This window comes from Mesorhizobium sp. B1-1-5 (assembly GCF_006443065.1).
GTDB lineage: Bacteria > Pseudomonadota > Alphaproteobacteria > Rhizobiales > Rhizobiaceae > Mesorhizobium.
Window position 1 is genome coordinate 1 of the sequence record NZ_VFWS01000025.1, and the last position, 19,198, is coordinate 19,198.

Annotated in this window: 4 protein-coding genes; all 4 read left to right on the forward strand. The window is 63.3% G+C overall.

Going from position 1 to position 19,198, the window contains the following annotated elements; genetic code table 11:
- A partial coding sequence (locus tag FJ980_RS11375; protein WP_140542981.1) for a response regulator occupies nt 1-3,361 on the forward strand: 3,361 nt, incomplete at its 5' end.
- 11 nt (nt 3,362-3,372) lie between these two features.
- Nucleotides 3,373-5,460 carry a response regulator gene (locus FJ980_RS11380; protein WP_140542982.1) on the forward strand — a complete coding sequence of 696 codons (2,088 nt, stop codon included), beginning with the start codon at nt 3,373-3,375 and terminating at the stop codon, nt 5,458-5,460.
- A gap of 271 nt (nt 5,461-5,731) precedes the next feature.
- Nucleotides 5,732-7,453, forward strand: coding sequence for a hypothetical protein (locus FJ980_RS11385; RefSeq protein ID WP_140542983.1), 1,722 nt, complete (start codon nt 5,732-5,734; stop codon nt 7,451-7,453).
- 200 nt (nt 7,454-7,653) lie between these two features.
- On the forward strand, nt 7,654-19,104 hold the full coding sequence (locus tag FJ980_RS11390; RefSeq protein ID WP_181181172.1) for an autotransporter-associated beta strand repeat-containing protein: 11,451 nt from the start codon (nt 7,654-7,656) through the stop codon (nt 19,102-19,104).
- The last annotated feature ends 94 nt before the right edge of the window (nt 19,105-19,198 follow it).

Below are 19,198 nucleotides of genomic sequence, written 5' to 3' on the forward strand. Positions count from 1 at the left end.
CAACACCATGGTCGACCAGCTGAACTCCTTCGCCGGCGAGGTGACACGCGTCGCACGTGAAGTCGGCACGGAAGGAAAGCTTGGAGGTCAGGCCGAAGTGCGCGGCGTGGCCGGCACCTGGAAGGATCTGACCGACAACGTCAACCTGATGGCCACCAATCTGACCAACCAGGTGCGCGGCATCGCCGACGTCGTGACTGCGGTTGCGCAAGGCAATCTCAAACGCAAGCTGACTGTGGACGCGAAGGGCGAAATCGCCTCCCTCGCGGACACCATCAATGGGATGATCGAAACGCTCGCCACCTTTGCCGACCAGGTGACCAATGTCGCGCGCGAAGTCGGCATCGAAGGCAAGCTTGGAGGCCAGGCACGCGTGCCGGGCGCTGCCGGTCTGTGGCGCGATCTTACGGATAACGTCAATCAGTTGGCGGCCAATCTGACCACCCAGGTCCGCGCAATCGCCGAGGTCTCGACGGCGGTGACGAAGGGCGATCTGACGCGCTCGATCAGCGTCGAGGCTTCCGGTGAGGTCGCCGCGCTCAAGGACAACATCAATGAGATGATCCGCAATCTCAAGGATCAGACGTTGAAAAACGCCGAGCAAGATTGGCTGAAGACCAATCTGGCGCGCTTCTCCCGCATGCTGCAGGGAGAGCGCGATCTGGCCACGGTGTCGCGTCTCATCATGTCCGAGCTCGCTCCGCTTGTGAACGCGCAATACGGCGTCTTTTACGTGACCAATCGGGACGAGGAGGAGTCGTATTTGGAACTGGCCGCGTCCTATGGTGCCGAGAGCAAGGCGGCAATCAAGCAACGCCTCGATCTGCGTGAGGGTCTCGTCGGACAAAGCGCTGCCGACAAGCGAGCCATTATGCTCGACAATGTTCCGCCGGACTTTTTGCGCGTCACATCGGGGCTTGGCAGCGCCTCGCCGGCGAATGTCATCATTCTGCCCGCCCTATTCGAGGATGAGGTCAAGGCCGTCATCGAGCTCGCGTCCTTCGGCGAGTTCCGCGACACGCATCAATCGTTTCTCAATCAGCTGATGGAATCGGTCGGCATCGTCCTCAACACGATCGCCGCGACGATGCGCACCGAGGGCCTGCTCAAGCAATCGCAACTGCTGACGTCCGAGCTGCAGGCGCGTCAGACCGAGCTGACGAAAAAGCAGGAGGAACTGCACGCCACGAACGAGGAACTCCAGGAGAAGGCCCAACTTCTGGAGAACGAAAAGAAACAGGTCGAAAACAAAAATCTCGAAATCGAGATGGCGCGCCGGGCGCTCGAGGAGAAAGCCGAGCAGCTGGCGCTTACCTCCAAGTACAAATCCGAGTTCCTCGCCAACATGAGCCATGAGCTCAGAACACCGCTCAATTCGCTTCTCATCCTTTCAAATCTGCTTGCCACGAACCAGCAGGGCAACCTCAACGAAAAGCAGGTCGAGTTTGCTCGCACCATCAATTCGGCCGGCACAGACCTTCTCAGTCTGATCAACGACATCCTCGATTTGTCGAAGATCGAGTCCGGCACGGTCTCGATCGAGATCAACCATATGCCGGTCGCCCATTTGCGCCAGCATATGGAGCGCACGTTCCGCCAGCTTGCAGCCGACAAGGGTCTGGGCTTTACCATCAATGTCGATCCCGCTCTTCCGGAAACCGTGCGCACGGACGAGAAGCGGTTGCAGCAGATCGTGCTCAACCTGCTGTCGAACGCCTTCAAGTTCACCTCCGAAGGCAAGGTCAGCCTGAATTTCAAAATGGAGAAGGCGGGACGCCGCAACGGCGCCAAGCTGCCCAGGAAAGCGCTTGCCATAGCGGTGACCGACACCGGTATCGGCATCCCGGAAGACAAACAGAAACTGATTTTCGAGGCGTTCCAGCAGGCCGACGGCACGACCAGCCGCAAATATGGAGGGACCGGTCTTGGGCTCTCGATCAGCCGTGAGATCGCCCGTTTGCTCGGCGGTGAGCTAAGAGTTGAAAGCATTCCCGGCAAAGGATCGACGTTTACGCTGATCATTCCGATCGATGGTCCCAGGGTTGCCGCCGCCAGCCAGCCGGAACTGCTTCCGGCCACCGAGGCAATCGCGACGACAGCGGCGCCCAGCGGTTTGCCGTCGGCGGAATTGATGGACGATCGCGACGCTATATCGGCGCAAGACAGGGTCGTTTTGATCGTCGAGGACGACCCGACCTTTGGGGGTCTCCTGTTGGGCCTGGCACGGTCTGCCGGGTTGAAAGGCGTCCTGTCGACCGCAGGCTCCGGTACCTTGGCGCTGGCCCGCAAGCTGGTGCCGGACGCGATCACACTGGACCTCGGCCTTGCGGACATCGATGGATGGGTGCTCTTCGACCTGCTGCGCCATGATCCGAAGACCGCCGGCATTCCCATTCACGTGATTTCCGGAGCGGAAGACATCGATGGGCTGGCTCGCAAAGGGGCATCGAGCATCTCGACCAAACCGGTGTCATCCGAGGAGCTGGTGAAGGTGTTCCAGGAAATTCATTCGAGGAACCTACGCGTCCAGCGCCGGGTGCTCGTGGCTGACTCCGATCCCGAGCGCCGCCTTTCCCTGGTCGAGACGATCCGGGACGGCGTCACATCGGTCACCGCAATCAGTCGCGCGGCAACCGCGGAGGACATCGACCTCGCCTCATTCGATGCGGTTGTCCTTGGGCTTGGAAAATCTGCCAGGGATAATGCGCGGGCCCTCGACGAGCTCACCAACCAGTTTTCAGACGGCCTTCCCCCACTTCTGTTTTTTGCCCCTCATTCGGAAGCAGTTGAACAGGTGCTGGCGTTGAACCCCGCTTTGTCCGCGGTACCGCGAGCTGAGAATTTCGCTCAATTGGCTCTCCATATATCTGCGACGCTTCCGGGAGGATTGCGCGAGGAAAGCGGGGCAGGTGTCGAACGAGCTGACAACAGGTCGAATCTTGCGGGCGCGAAAGTCCTGATCGTCGATGACGATATTCGAAACATCTATTCGCTGACGAGCGTCCTTGAGACCTACGATATCGAAGTCCTTCACGCTGAGCGCGGTCGCGATGGGATAGCGTTGCTGGAGGAGAATGCCGACGTCGACGCAGCCTTGATCGACATCATGATGCCGGAGATGGACGGCTACGAGACGATGAGGAGTATCCGCAACACACCCTCCATCGCGCATATTCCATTGATATCGGTGACAGCAAAGGCGATGAAAGGCGACCGGCAGAAATGCCTGGAAGCCGGGGCTTCCGACTATATTGCCAAGCCTGTCGACCTCGACCTGCTGTTGGCACTGCTGCGGGTCTGGATCGGCCGCTCTCGGGATCGGGTCGAGACATCCCAAAATCTGCTTAGGTCAGTCAACTGACGGTATGCCCGATGCAAAGGCTGTCGCGGATCCGTTCGAAGAAACTGGAGATTGTGCAGTTGGCGGACAATCAGTCAAAGGCACGCATCCTGGCAGTCGATGATGACGAACGAAACCTGTTGGCGATCGAAGAAGTTCTCACTCCACTCGCGGAAGTCGTCGCTGTGCAATCCGGCGAGGAGGCGCTGCGCTGCCTCCTAAAGGAGGATTTCGCCGTTATCTTGCTGGATGTTTTGATGCCGGGCCTCGACGGCTACGAAACAGCCTCATTAATCCGCCAGCGCGAACAGTCCAGACGAACCCCTCTCATCTTCCTCACGGCCATCAACAAGGAAGATGCTCATATGCTGCGTGGCTACGACGCCGGCGCAGTGGACTATATGTTCAAGCCCTTCGACCCCGCCATGCTGCGATCCAAAGTGGCTGTATTCGTCGAGCTTCACGAAAAGACGCTCGAGATCCAGCGCAATGCGGTCGCAGAACAGGCACTACTAGCGAAAGCCTTGCAGGCCGAAAAACAAAAGGTCGAGGCCGAACGATCGCTGCGCGGCGCCGAAGAACGGCAGGAGGCCATTCTTGGATCCTTGCCCGTCTGTTTTCACGCCAGGGTCGCCGAGCCGCCCTTTGCAGCCCGTTTTGTTTCAAAAGGTGTCGAACGTCTGACGGGATTCCCACCTGAGCGACTGACGTCCGAGCCGCGGTTTGGGCTGAGCCGGGTGCATCCGGAAGATCTACCCAGGGTGCGGGAAGCTTTATTGGCGGCAAAGGTGACAGGCTCCTACACATGCGAGTTCCGCTGGCAGTGCGCCGATGGCAAATATCGTATCTTTCTCGACCAAGGGATCCTGTCGAAAGGTGTCGACGGACGCCGACCTGAAATCCTCGGCACTTTGCTTGACGTGACCGAGCGGCGTGAACTCGAAAATCAACTTCTTCAGTCACAGCGCCTCGAAGCGGTCGGGAAACTCACCGGAGGGCTGGCACACGATTTCAACAATCTGCTTGCCGCGGTTCTGAGCGGACTAGGATTGCTCGAGAGGCAGCTCACGCTTGACGAACAAGCAAAGAAGATCGTTGAACTCACCCGCCGCTCCGCGAAGCAAGGCGCCGAACTTGTCAACCGCATGCTTGCCTTTTCGCGGCGTCAGAATCTGAAGCCGACGGCAGTGCGGCTGGCTGCGCTGGAAGATACGATGAACGGCTTGGTGGCTCCCGTGCTCGGCGGCCTGATCCGCTTTGAGTGGGAGGTCGACGACTCCGTTTGGCCCGCGCATGTCGACGTCGTTCAATTGGAGTTGGCGTTGATGAATCTGGTGTTCAACGCGCGTGACGCGATGCCCTCCGGCGGGACAATTGCCGTGCAGGCGCAAAATCGGGTCGTCAAAATACCTTCCGAAGACCTGGCGGCCGGAGACTATGCAGTCCTCACCGTCAAGGATACCGGTGCCGGCATCCCGAAGGAGATTCTGACCAAGGTCGTCGAACCGTTTTTCACGACGAAGCCCGTCGGGAAAGGCACCGGGCTGGGTCTCAGCACGGTATACGGTTTCATGAAGCAATCGGGCGGCGCGCTTCGCATAGACAGCCTCGTCGGGCGCGGAACATCCATGGAGCTGTGGCTGCCGCGTTCAGCGGAGCAGCCATCCGATAATGTGGCAGATCCGGATGGAGAGAGAGTCCTGGTCGAGGCTGCAGGGAAGGCTTTCCCTTCGCTTCTGTTGATTGACGACAGCAGCGGATTGCGGCAGCTAACGGCGGAATCGCTTCGGCAACACGGGTTTACAGTGACATGCGCAGCAGGCGGTGCCGAGGCACTGGCAATTATTGAACGGACACCGCATGAGTTCGACGTCATTGTCACCGATTTCGCAATGCCGCTGGTGTCCGGAGTCGAGGTAATCCGCTTCGCGCGCAACCTGCGCTCCGATTGGCCAGCGGTTATGATAACCGGCTATGCCGACGCTGAGGCAATTTCAAACCGCCCATCGGACGTGCCATTGGTCAACAAGCCGTTCCGGGAAAAAGATCTCATCGAGAGCATCTTGCGGGTCAGCGCCTTGAAGCCAGTCGGCGGCCGGCCGACAGCCGGCTCCGGATAGATCCAGACTTGGCAGGTGGCCAACCGGGCCTTTCGCGCCAACAGATTGAATCCGAGAACAGCCGCTGAGCACCATGCTGCCCGGCATTGTTGCAACGTTCATTGCAGCCGGACCCTCCTTGTGCCGCAACGTGTAGATCGGGAGGGGGGCCGAAAGCGAACGGCAACCCGCGGACGACACCGCTACGAAGGTACGCGCAAGCACCATTGCGGGCACATGAGCCGGAATGTACCAACAGACGCCTGCGCCGTCGCGCGGACGACTCGGCGGTATGAAGATAGACGACGGATCGATTGGCGCGAAATTGAACGTACATCAACAGGCAGATCTCTCCACCGATGACTGCAGAGCCCAGTTGGCGCGTATTCTGAGCAGCGCGGACTTTCAGGCAACCGATCGCGAGCGTCGGTTTCTCAGTTATGTCGTGGACGAAACCTTGGCGGGGCGCAGCGATCGCATCAAGGCCTATTCAATAGCGGTGGAGGTATTCGATCGCGGCCCTTCGTTCGACCCGCAGACCGATCCGATCGTGCGCATCGCAGCCAGCCACCTTCGCAGGTCGCTTGAACGCTATTACCTGACAGCCGGCCTGGCCGATCCCATTCTCATTGGCCTTCCCAAGGGAGGATATGTTGCCGCGTTCTCATCGCGCGCCAACGTAGCTCCCGGCGCAGATGAACCTGCGCCCGCGATTGTAGGCGAGCCCCTGCAACAACCGCGCCGACTGGACAAGCCTGTTCCCATCGCGGCGATGGCCGTGCTGGCTGCTGCCGCCTTGGCCCTCGTCTTGTGGTTCGGTTCTTCCCGGCTTTCTCCAAGCGAGCCGGAAATCCCGCATTTGCTGGTTGAGTGGTTCGACGATATGAACGGCTCGAGCGCGACCACGGCTTTGGCCCGCGGGCTTACGCAGGAGGTCATAAGTCAGCTCTCCAAATTCAGCGACATCGTCGTGGTCCAGTCGCTCGGCCAGGTGGGTCCGGATGTACGGTACGCGCTGGCGGGAAGCGTGGACATGTCCGCCGGGACCTTTCGGGTTCGGGTTCGCATGCTCAACCGTGCAGATGGATCGGTTCTCTGGGCGCACAGCTACGATGGCTCGACGACAGTTCCCGAACTTCTGAAAATCCAAGCCGATATCGCCGCCAATGTCGCCACGAGCCTGGCACAACCATATGGCGCTCTATTCGAGGCGGATGCCAAGCGTGCCGTTCCCGATGCTCCCGACGACCAGGCTGCCTATTTCTGCACGCTTTCCTATTACTCGTATCGAGCCGGTTTCAACCCTGAGAGCCGCCCCGCTGTCCGTTCCTGTCTCGAAAGCGCCGTGGAGCGATTTCCTCGATACGCGACGGCCTGGGCGCTTCTGTCGTTGATCTACATCGATGAATTTCGGTTCTATTATCCGTTCGAATCCCAGAAATCGGCACCGTTGATCGATCGCGCCCTTGCCGCGGCGGATCGCGCGGTGCAGCTGGAGCCAAACAACGTCCGGGCCCTTCAGGCACAGATGATGGCACTTTATTTCAGGGGGGAGACCGAAGCGGCCATCAGAGTTGGGCGCCGCGGCATCATCATCAATCCCAATGACACCGTATTCGTAGGTGAGTACGGGTATCGGCTGGCGTTGTCCGGAAATTGGAAAGAGGGATGCCCGCTGGTCGCGGAAGCGCGAAATCGCAATCCGGGGCCGCTCGCCTATTACGAGGTAGCGTTGGCTATCTGCGCTTATTTCAACCGCGACATCGAGCAGGCGGTCATGTGGATCAGAAAAGCGAATGTTCCCGACAATGCGCTCTATCGTGTGATTGCCGCCGCGATCTTTGCTGAAGGGGGCTACGCTGCCGATGCCGAGCGCGAGCGTTCCTGGCTGATGCTCCATGAGCCCGGACTGGTAGCAAATGTTCGACAGGAGGCATTACTGCGGTTCGGCAATTCCGATGATGCCGAAACGTTTCTCGGCTCCCTCAGGAAGGCAGGCCTGATGCCCAACTAACGGCCTTTGCAAGGCCTTTCGCCGATGTTCGATACCGTAAGTTACGTTCCATTGCCGTTGCCCATCCTCAAAGTCGGCTTGGCGGTATGGTTTTGATAAATTTTCCCCGACTACCATCGCGCCAAGGCACGGTGCGAGGCAGCATGCGGCAGGACTCGGCTACCCAATCTTGTGGCTCGCGAGCGTTTCGCGGCGGACGCATGACCAAATGGAAGGGCCAAGCGGCCAGCTACGCCCCACAAGTCGTCGGTTTGTCGGCATTCGTCGTCCATACGATGAAGGGCACGCTTCTGCCGTTGGCGCTCCTTGCAGGGCTTGCCGCGACAACACCGGCTGCGGCAGCCAACCTCTACTGGGACGTCAACAACACATCGCTCAACCGCGGCGGCACCGGCATCTGGGATCTGAGCACGTCAGTCTGGAGCGCCAGCAATGACGGTGTGAGCGGCCCCTACAGTGCCTGGAACAACGGCGCGCTCGACGACGCCTTCTTTGGCGGCACGGCGGGCACCGTCACCCTCGGCGTGCCGATCACCGTCCACAACATGACGTTCGAGGTCAGTGGCTACACCGTAACGGGCAGCACACTCACTCTCGGCGGGGTCAACCCCACGCTTTCGGTCACGACCGGCACCGCGACGATCAACTCGACGATCAACGGCACGGGCGCAGTGGTCAAGGCCGGCGCGGGAACGCTGACACTGACGGGCAACAACAGCTTCACCGGCGGCCTGACCGTGAACGCCGGCACCTTGTCCCTCACCGGCAACAACAGCTTCGGCAGCAGCCCGGTGATCACCGGCGGGGCCGCGCTCTCGCTGACGGGCACCAACAGCTTCGTGGGCGATATCAACGTCAACGGTTCGTTGACCGCCAGCGGCGCTGCGGCTCTAGGCGATGTCGGCAACAACATCATCATCTCGGGTGGGGCGCTGAACATCGGCACGACCGGCGGAAGCCTGACCGGACGCACCGTCACACTCAGCGGCACGGCGGTCAGCCTCTTTGGGGCGGGTATCGGCGGCGCCCATTTCACCGGCACCGGCGGTCTTTCCGTCAATCCCGGGGTGAACCTGACCGACGATACCAACAACTACACCGGTGCAACCAGCTTCGTTGGCGCTGGCACCTCCACCTTCACCTCGATCGGCAATCTGGGTCAGGCCAGTTCCCTAGGAGCGCCCACCACAGTTGCGAACGGCACCATCAGTATATCGAATCCGAGTGGAACTGCCGGAACTCGCATCGCCATCTATGCCGGCGATGGCGATGTATCGAACCGCAATTGGGGTCTATTCTCCAACGGTTATCGTGGCACGGGCCTCAGCAATAGCGGCACTGGCACCCTGACGCTGACAGGCTCAATCTCGGTGGGCAATGCCGGTACCGCCCAGGCGCCTTCCTTCACCGCGGCAACTGCCGACCTGGAACTGCTCGGTGTCATCAGCGGCGGCAGCGCTACATTTAGCGCCAACGCCGGGCAGGTTTTAAGGCTTGGCGATGCCAACACCCTAACGGGCACCGGCATCGTCGGCGCGGGCAAGGTTGTCGCGGCGACCCTGGCGAATACCGGCGTCGCCAGCTCGCTGGGCGCGGGGACTACAACCAGCATTAGCGGCACCTTGAGCTATGTCGGGGCGGGCGCCAGCACCAACCGCAACTGGGTAATCAGCGGCACGCTCAGCAACGACGGCAGCGGCGCGCTGGCGTTGAGCGGAAGCACGACGCTCAACGGCACCGGCACGCTGGGCGGCAGCTTCACCGGCGCCGACAATGTGGCTTCGGGCGTGATCTCGGGCGCCGGCAATCTGCGCAGCGCCGGAGCCGGAACCTGGGTCGTTTCCGGCGCGAACACCTATACCGGCCAGACCATCGTCGACAGCGGAACGCTGCGCGCGGGATCGGCCACGGCCTTCGCCGGCTCGAAGACGTTCCAGGTCAATGGCGGCACGCTGGATCTCAACGGTTTCGACCAGACGCTGACCACCCTGACCGGCACCGGCGGTACGCTCAACCTTGGCAGCGCGAAGCTGACGATAGACGGGCCGACCGGCACCACCGCAAGCTTCGGTGGCAGCATCTCCGGCAGCGGCGGGCTCAGCAAAACGGGCAACAGCATCCAGACGCTGACCGGCGCCAGCACCTATACCGGCGACACGACCATCGGCGGAGGCACGCTTGCCCTCGACTTCAGCGCGGCCGGCGGTCCGACGAGCAATATCGTCGGCAGCGATTCTACCCTGGTCATGACCGGCGGCACGCTGAAGGTGACCGGTGCCGCGAATGAGGGCGACACGCAGACCTTCGACGGCCTGACGATCACCGCCGGCAACAACACGATCAATGCGGTATCCGGCACCGGCGGCGGCAGCCTGACCGTCAATCTCGGCGCCATCACCCGCACCGGCGGGCTGATGAACTTCAACCTGCCGACCAGCGGCAACATCACCACCAGCAACACGTCGCTCGGCGGCTGGGCCACCGTCAACGGCACCGACTATGCCAAGGTCGTGGGCGGCAACATCCTCGCCTTCACCGACGCCGACTACACCGACAAGGACAATGCCGCCAACTGGCTGGACAACGAGTTCATCACCGATGTGACCGGCTTCTTCGGCACGGTGAGCGGTACCAAGCAGCTTGGCGGCCTGCGCTATACCCAGGCGGTTTCCACCACCGTGACCGGCAGCCCCGGCGAGACGCTGGGCGTGGACGGCACGATCATCGTCGCCCCGACAGTGCTGGGCAACAACCAGCTGATCACCGGCGGCAAGATGACCGGCGCCAATGGCGGCGTGCTGGGGGTCCAGCAGAACAGCACCGGCAATTTCACCATCGCTTCGCAGATCGTCGACAACGGTCCGGGCATGGGGTTCACCAAGGCGGGCACGGGACTGGTCACGCTCACCAACACGGCCAACAGCTATACCGGCGCCACCCGCGTCGTGCAGGGCACGCTGGCGGTGGCCAGCATCGGCAATGGCGGCGCGGCGAGCAGCATCGGCGCGTCCTCGGCGAATTCGTCCAATCTGGTGCTGGAAGGCAGCACGCTGCGCTATACCGGCACGGGCGATACCAGCGACCGCGGTTTTACCTTCGGCAAGTCGGGCGCCATCCTGGGTGCCGGGGTCGAGGTCACCAACGCGAACGCCAATCTCGTCTTTTCAGGTCTCGTCACCAGCGCCGATGGAGCCGACTTCACCAAGAGCGGTGCCGGCACGCTGACGCTCGCCAACTCCAATAACGACTTTACCGGCGCCGTCGCCGTCACCGGCGGCCTGTTGGCGGTAAGCACGCTGCCCAATGGCGGACAGGTCAGCCCGATCGGCCAGAGCAGCAGCGCTCCGGCCAACCTGACGCTGAGCGGCGGCGGCGGATTACGCTATACCGGCGTCACGACCACCACCAATCGCGGCTTCACCCTGGGGACCGGCGGCGGCGTCGTCGATGTCAGTGCGGGCGGCACGACGCTGACGGTCGGCGGCCAGGTGGTGGGCGGCGGCGCCCTGACGAAGAACGGTGCGGGCACTCTGGTCCTGACCGCGGCCAATACCTATACCGGCGGCAATACGGTCAATGCCGGCATCCTGCGCGCGGGCGCCGCGAATGCCCTGGGGAGTGGACCGATGACGCTCGCCAATGTGGCCGGCGCGCAGCTCGATCTCAACAATTTCAACACTGTCATCGGCGCTCTCAATGGCGGCGGTGCCAATGGCGGCAATGTCGCGCTGGGTTCGGCCACGCTGCAGATCAATGGCGGCAACGGCAGCTATTCGGGCACGATCAGCGGCACCGGTGGCATCCTGCGCACGGGCGGCGGCACCCAGACCTTCACCGGCTGCAACAACAGCTATACCGGTGCGACCAACTTGCAAGGCGCGAACATCAGCACCGATTGCATCCGCAACGGAGGCGTGGCCAGCGGCATCGGCGCCTCGAGCAGCGCTGCGACCAATCTGGTCTTCAACAATGCCTCGCTGATCTACACCGGCGGCAGCGTCACCACCGACCGCGGTTTCCAGCTGTCGGCGAATATCGGCGCCATCAATGTGTCCAACGCCGCCACCACCCTGACCTTCACCGGCAATGTCGTCGGCGCCGGCAGCTTCCGCAAGGACGGCCCGGGCACGCTGATCCTGTCCGGCACGAACACATCGACCGGCAACACCCAGGTTTCGGGCGGCGTGCTGCGCGCGGGGGCGACCAACGCCTTTGGTCCGCAGGGACACATGACGCTCGACAACACCGCCGGCGTCGTGCTCGACCTCGCGGGCTTCGACACGGTGGTGACCTCCCTGATCGGCGGCGGCGCCAATGGCGGGAACATCAGCCTGGGCAATGCGACGCTGACGATCAATGGCGTCGACACCCGTTCCTATGCGGGCGCCATCAGCGGCACCGGCGGGCTGATCAAGAACGGCGCCAACATCCAGGCGCTCACCGGCTGCAACAGCAGCTATACCGGCAGCACGGTTATCAATGCCGGGACGCTCCAGGTCACCTGCCTGGCGAACGGCGGCATCAACAGTTCGATCGGCGCCTCGTCTTCCAATCCGGCGAATCTGGTGATCGGCAACGGCGCTACCCTGCAATATGTCGGCGCGGCCACCACGACCGACCGGCAGTTCACGCTGGGCGCGGGCGGCGCCACGCTCGATTCTTCCGGCACCGGCCCCATACAGTTCACCTATGGCGGCCCGGTAACGCTGGCCGGCAACGGCCCGCGCACCTTGACGTTGGCCGGCACCAATACCGGCACCAATATCCTGGCCGCCCGACTGGACGACAATGTCGCCGGCGTCACTTCGCTCGCCAAGACCGGCACCGGCACCTGGCGCCTGACCAATCAGGCCAGCAGCTATACCGGCGCGACCACCATCGGCGGCGGGATACTGATCGTCGACAAGCTGGCTGATGGCGGCATGGCCAGCAGCGTCGGTGCGTCCTCCAACGCGGCCGGCAACCTGGTGATCGGCAAGGATTCGACGCTGCGTTACGTCGGCGCGGGAGACACGACTAACCGTCAGTTCACGCTCGATACCGGTGTAACCTATATCCAGTCTTCGGGAACCGGCGCGCTCGTCTTCGCCAACACCGGGACGGTCGGCCTGACCGGCACCAACGCGACGCGAACGATTGCCCTGGGCGGCACCAACACCGGCCTTAACACGATGGGCGGTGCCATCGGCGACAACGGCACCGGCGCCACGACGCTCGCCAAGAACGACGGCGGCACCTGGGTTCTCACCGGCAACAACACCTATTCGGGCAACACCGTCATCAATGACGGCAATCTGATGATCGGCAATGGCGGCACCACCGGCAATGCCGGTGTCGGCAACGTCATCGTCAATTCGCCAACGTCCACCCTGTCCCTCAATCGCAGCGACACTTTTACGTTCGGCGGCACGCTGAGCGGGCCTGGCACCCTGGCGCAGATCGGCACGGGCACCAGCGTGCTGACATCGCTGAACAATGCGATTGCCAAGACGACCATCAGCGCCGGCACGTTGCAGGTGAATGGCAGCCTGGAAACGCCGACCATCGCCATGACAGGCAGTTCAACCCTGGCCGTCGGCGGCACGGTTCAGGCCGCCGGCCCTACCCAGACCGCCATCACCGGCGATGCCGGCAACAACACCATCAACGTCAACGCCGGCGGCGTTCTCCGGGCGACGGGCGATCTGGACGGCGGCAGCGACACCGTCAATCTGGCCGGCACGCTGAATACAGGCGCCGGGGCGCTCGACCTCGCCGCCGGCAACGACACGCTGGCGCTCCAGGATGGCGGAGCCGTCATTGGAGCAATCAATGCCGGCACCGGCGGCGAAACCGGCGAGGGCGACACGCTGCAGGTGAATACCGTTGCGGGCCGCACCCTCGACGGCAGCAACGTGGCGAGCTTCGAAACCCTGGACAAGCAGGGCTCCGGTACGCTGGTCCTGACCGGCAATCACAGCTACAGCGCCGGCACGACGATCGAGACGGGGGTGCTGCAGGTCGGCTTCGGCACCACCGCCGGCGCGCTCGACACGCCGAGCGTGCTTAACAACGGCAGGCTCGCCTTCAATCTGAACAACAATTACACATTCGGCGGCACGATCTCCGGCACGGGCGGCCTGACCAAGTCCGGCCTCGGCACGACGACGCTGACCGGCAACAACAGCTATGCCGGATCCACCGTCATCACTGCCGGCACGCTGCTCGTCAACGGCGATCAGTCCGCCGCGACGGGCCAGACCACCGCCGGAAATGCCACGACGCTCGGCGGTATCGGCATTATCGGCGGCAACGTCACGATCCAGGCAGGCGGTACGCTCAGCCCTGGCGACGCCGGCAATGCACCTGGCGCGCTCACCATCGGCGGCAACCTCACGCTCAACAACACGTCGGCCGTCAACGTCAATTTCGGCCAGGCGAACGTGCTGGGCGGACCGCTCAACGATCTCATCAATGTCGGCGGCAACCTGACGCTCGACGGCACGCTCAACATCACGCAGACGCCGGGCGGCACCTTCGGGCCGGGCGTCTATCGCATCCTCAACTATGGCGGTTCGCTGACGAATAACGGACTGAACGTCACGTCACCTGATTATTTCGTCCAGACCGCGGTCGCCAACCAGGTCAACCTCGTCAATTCCGCGGGGCTGACGCTCAGCTTTTGGGACGGCAATGCCGGCCCCCATTCCAACGGTGCGGTGGATGGCGGCAGCGGCACCTGGCGGGCGGCCAGCGACCAGAACTGGACCGATGCCAGCGGCACCTTCGCCGCGCCCTTCGCCAACGCCAGCTTCGCCGTCTTCCAGGGTGCCGCCGGGACGGTCACGGTCGACAACACCAACGGGCAGGTGCAGGCGGCGGGCATGCAGTTCGCCACCGGCGGCTATCTGATCCAGGGCGGCGACGTCGCTTTGGTCGGGCCGCAATCGACCATCCGCGTCGGCGACGGCACCGCAGCCGGTGCGGCCTATGTGGCGACAATCACCTCAAACCTCACCGGCAGCAGCCAGCTACTGAAGACGGAGCTCGGCACGCTGGTGCTGTCCGGCACCAACAGCTACAGCAGCGGCACCGCGATCAATGGCGGCACGGTTCAGGTCGCAACCGACAGCAATCTCGGCGACGCGTCCGGCGGCCTTTCGCTGAACGGCGGCACGCTGCACACGTCGGCCGATATCACTTCTGCCCGCGCCGTGACGCTCAATGCCGGCGGCGGTACCTTCGACACCGACAGCGCGACCAGCCTGGCGCTGACCAACGCCGTGAGCGGCGCCGGGACTTTGACCAAGGAAGGCGGCGGCACGCTCGTGCTCAGCGGCGCCAACAGCTACCAGGGCGGCACCGTCATCAATGGCGGCACTGTCGAAATCACGGCCGACAACAATCTCGGCGATGCTGCCGGCAAGGTGACCTTTGACGGCGGCACGCTGCATCAGAGCCTGTCGAGCATTGTAACCGGACGCGATGCCACGCTTCAGGCGGGCGGCGGAACATTCCAGGTCGACAGCGCCCTACAGTGGGAGGGCGCCGTCAACGGAGCAGGGGCGCTCACCAAGACGGGCACCGGGGCGCTGTTCCTCGGCGCCGACAACACCTACGCCGGCGGCACGACGATTGCGAGCGGCACCTTGTTGCTGGGTACCGGAGGCACCACGGGCTCCATCTTGGGCGATGTGGTCGATAACGGCACCCTCAGCTTCAACCGCTCCGACCTCTATACCTTTGACGGCACGATCTCCGGCAGCGGCGGCGTCAGCGAGGACGGCACGGGCAACACCGTGCTCACGGCCGACAACAGCTACGGCGGCACCGCGCTGATCGCCGGGGGTGGCGGGCTCTACATCAATGGCAACCAGGCGGCCGCGACCGGACTGACCGACGTCAATTTCGGCACGCTTGGCGGCAACGGCACCATCGGCGGCGATGTTTTCGTCGACGCGGCCGGCAGGCTGGCCCCCGGTGGCCTGGATTCAACGCCCGGCACGCTCACCATCAACGGCAACCTCGAACTGGCCGACGGCTCGAACCTCGATTACTCGTTCGGCCAGGCCGGCGTGGTTGGCGGCGCCTACAATGACCTCGCGGTCGTGCACGGCAATCTGGCGCTCGACGGCACGATCAACGTGACGGAGGCGCCCGGCGGCAATTTCGGGCCGGGCATCTATCGCGTCATCAGCTTTGACGGAACGCTCAACGACCAGGGTCTCGACTCAACATCGAGCGACTACAGCGTGCAGACCTCGATCGCGCATCAGGTCAATCTCGTAAACACTTCCGGCGTGCTGCTCAACTTCTGGGATGGCGCAGCCGGGCCGAAAGGCGACGGAACGATCAACGGGGGCGACGGCGTCTGGCAGAATTCCGCCGGCAACGACAACTGGACCAACAATGACGGGACGCTCAACGCTCCCTACCAGGATGGCGTCTTCGCCATCTTCGCCGGCGCTGCCGGTACGGTCGATGTCGACGACAGCCTGGGTGACATTCACTCCGCCGGCATGCAGTTTGCGACCGGCGGCTACACGATCCAGGGCGACGGCATCGCGCTCGACGGACCGCAGGCGACTATCCGCGTCGGTGACGGCACGCTGGTCGGCGCCGCCTACACGGCAACCATCGCTTCGAACCTCACCGGCGCCAGCCAACTGGCGAAGACCGACCTCGGCACGCTCGTGCTCGGCGGTGCCAACAGCTACACCGGCGGCACCGCCATCCATGGCGGCACGCTGCAGGTTTCGGCCGACGCCAACCTTGGCGACGCATCCGGCGGCTTGAGCCTGGACGACGGTACGACGCTGAGGACCACTGCGGTATTCAGCTCGACGCGCGGTATTGACCTTACCGTGGGCACCGGCACCTTCCAGACCGATGCGGATCTCACTTTGTCGGGCGTGATCACGGGCGCCGGCGGCCTCAACAAGACCGGCGCCGGCGCGCTGACCCTCACCGGTGCGAACAGCTATGCAGGGTCAACCACAGTCACGGCCGGCGGCCTCTATGTCGATGGCGACAACAGCGCGGTCGCCGGTTCGGTCTCTGTCGGAAGCGGCGCGACCATCGGCGGCAAGGGCTCGATCGGCGGCGATGTCACGGTTGCCGACGGCGCAACCCTGTCGCCGGGTTCGGCCGACGGCACGCCAGGCACGCTGGCGATCGCCGGCAATCTCAATTTGTCTAGCGGCTCGGTCCTCAACTACTCCCTCGGGCAGGCCGACGTCGTCGGCGGGGCGCTCAACGACCTGACCACGATCGGCGGCAATCTGGTGCTCGACGGCATTTTGAACGTCAGCGTCAGCGCTGGCGGCACCTTCGGGCCAGGCGTCTACCGCATCTTCAGCTACAGCGGCACGCTGACCAACAATGGCCTGGTGGTCGGCTCGATCCCGTCATCGGGCTATATCCAGACCTCGATCGATCACCAGGTCAACATCGTCAACACGCAAGGGCTCACCTTCAACTATTGGGACGGCAAGGTCGGCCCCAAGAACAATGGCGCAGTCAATGGCGGCGACGGCGTCTGGGAGGCAGCGGCCGGCAACGACAACTGGACCGATGAGGCAGGAACGGCCAATGCCGGCTTCGCCGACGCATCCTTCGCGATCTTCGCGGGCCAAGCGGGAACGGTGACGGTGGACAACGGTCTCGGCCAGGTGACCGCATCGGGCATGCAGTTCATGACCGACGGCTACGTTGTCCAGAGCGACGGGATCAAGCTCACCGGACCGTCGAGCAGCATCGTCGTCGGCGACGGCACGGCGGCGGGCGCGGGGATGACCGCAACGATCGCCTCGGCTCTCTCGGGCGACGCGCAATTGATGAAGTCGGATCGCGGCACGCTGGTCCTGACCGGCATCAACAGCTACACGGGCGGCACGGCAATCAATGGCGGCACGCTGCGGGTCTCACAGGATGCCAATCTGGGCGATGCCGCCGGCGCGCTCTCCTTCGACGGCGGCACGCTCGACACGACCGGCAGCTTTGCCACCTCACGTGCTGTCAGCGTGATGAGCTCCGGCACCATCTCGACAGCGGCCGCCACGACCTTGACCCTGAACGGGGCTGTGACCGGGTCGGGTGCGTTCACCAAGGCAGGACAGGGAACGCTTGTTCTGACGGCGGCAGGCTCGACCTTCGCCGGACCGACCTCTATCCAGCAGGGCACGCTCGCGGCGGGCGCGGCGGACGCGCTGGGCTCCGGCTCTGCATTCTCCGTCGCTTCCGGCGCGACGCTCGAGCTCGGCGGCTTCAACCAGGCCGTCGCCTCGCTCAACAACAGCGGCTCGGTGCGTCTCGGCGTCGCGCCCGGCACGACGCTGACCATCAACGGCGATTACACCGGCGCCGGCGGCACCATTTTCCTCAATGCCGCGCTCGATGGCGATACTTCGACCACCGACAAGCTGGTGGTGCACGGCAGCACCTCAGGCACCTCCGTGCTTTCCGTCACCAATGTCGGAGGGGCAGGAGTCCAGACAGTGGAAGGGATCAAGATCGTGGACGTCGATGGCAGCTCGGCGGGTTCGTTCACGCTTGCCGGCGACTATGTCTTCCAGGGCAACCAGGCCGTGGTCAGCGGCGCCTATGCCTATCGGCTCTATCAGAACGGCGTGAGCACGCCGGCCGACGGCGACTGGTATCTCCGCTCCGCGCTGATCAACAATCCGCTCTATTCGCCGGCCGTGCCGATCTATGAGGCCTATCCCGGCGTGCTGCAGAGCCTGAACGAGCTCGGCACCCTGCAGCAGCGCGTCGGCAACCGCTCGTGGACTGGAGCAGGCCAGGGCGCCGACGAGATCGGCAGCGTCCCGACCCAGAGCGCCATCTGGGCCCGCATCGAGGCGACGCATACAAGGCAGAGCCCGAACAGCGCCACCACCGTCTCGGACTACGACGTGACCACCTGGAAGCTGCAGTCCGGCATCGACGGGCTGCTTTATGAGGATGCCACCGGCATTCTTCTCGGCGGCCTCACCTTCCACTACGGGACGGCGTCGTCGGACATATCATCGATCTACGGCGTCGGCTCCATCCGGGCCACCGGTTATGGCTTCGGCGGCACGCTGACCTGGTATGGCGACAACGGCTTCTACACCGACGCTCAGGGCGAGGTGACGTGGTATGACAGCAACTTGAGATCGGCCACGCTGGGCAGCGAGCTTGCCAAGGGCAACAACGGATTTGGCTATGCGCTGAGCATCGAAGCCGGCCAGAAGCTTGCGCTGCAGGGCAAGTGGACGCTGACGCCGCAGGCTCAGCTTGCTTATTCCTCGGTGCGCTTCAGCAGTTTCACCGACCCGTTCGATGCGGCGGTATCGCTGAGCGGCAGCGATGTTCTGATCGGCCGCGCCGGCCTGTCGCTCGATTATGAGGATGCCTGGACGGGCGCTCAAGGCAAGGTCAGCCGCTCGCACCTCTACGGCATCGCCAACCTCTATTATGATTTCTTGGACGGCAACGACGTGAATGTGTCGGGCACGGCGCTGCATGAGCACGACCAGCCGCTCTGGGGCAGTTTGGGTGTCGGCGGATCGCTCTCCTGGGCCGACGATCGCTACACGGTCTACGGCGAAGCCTTCGCCAAATCGAGCCTGAAAAACTTCGGCGACAGCCGGGCAATCGGCGCAAAGCTCGGCTTCAGCGTGCGCTGGTAGGAGCTGAGCATCGGCAACCGGTCGGAGAATTCCCGGTCTGAGAATTCAGTGAGTGTCTACTGCAGACCATGCCACGATGCCGACATCGGATGAC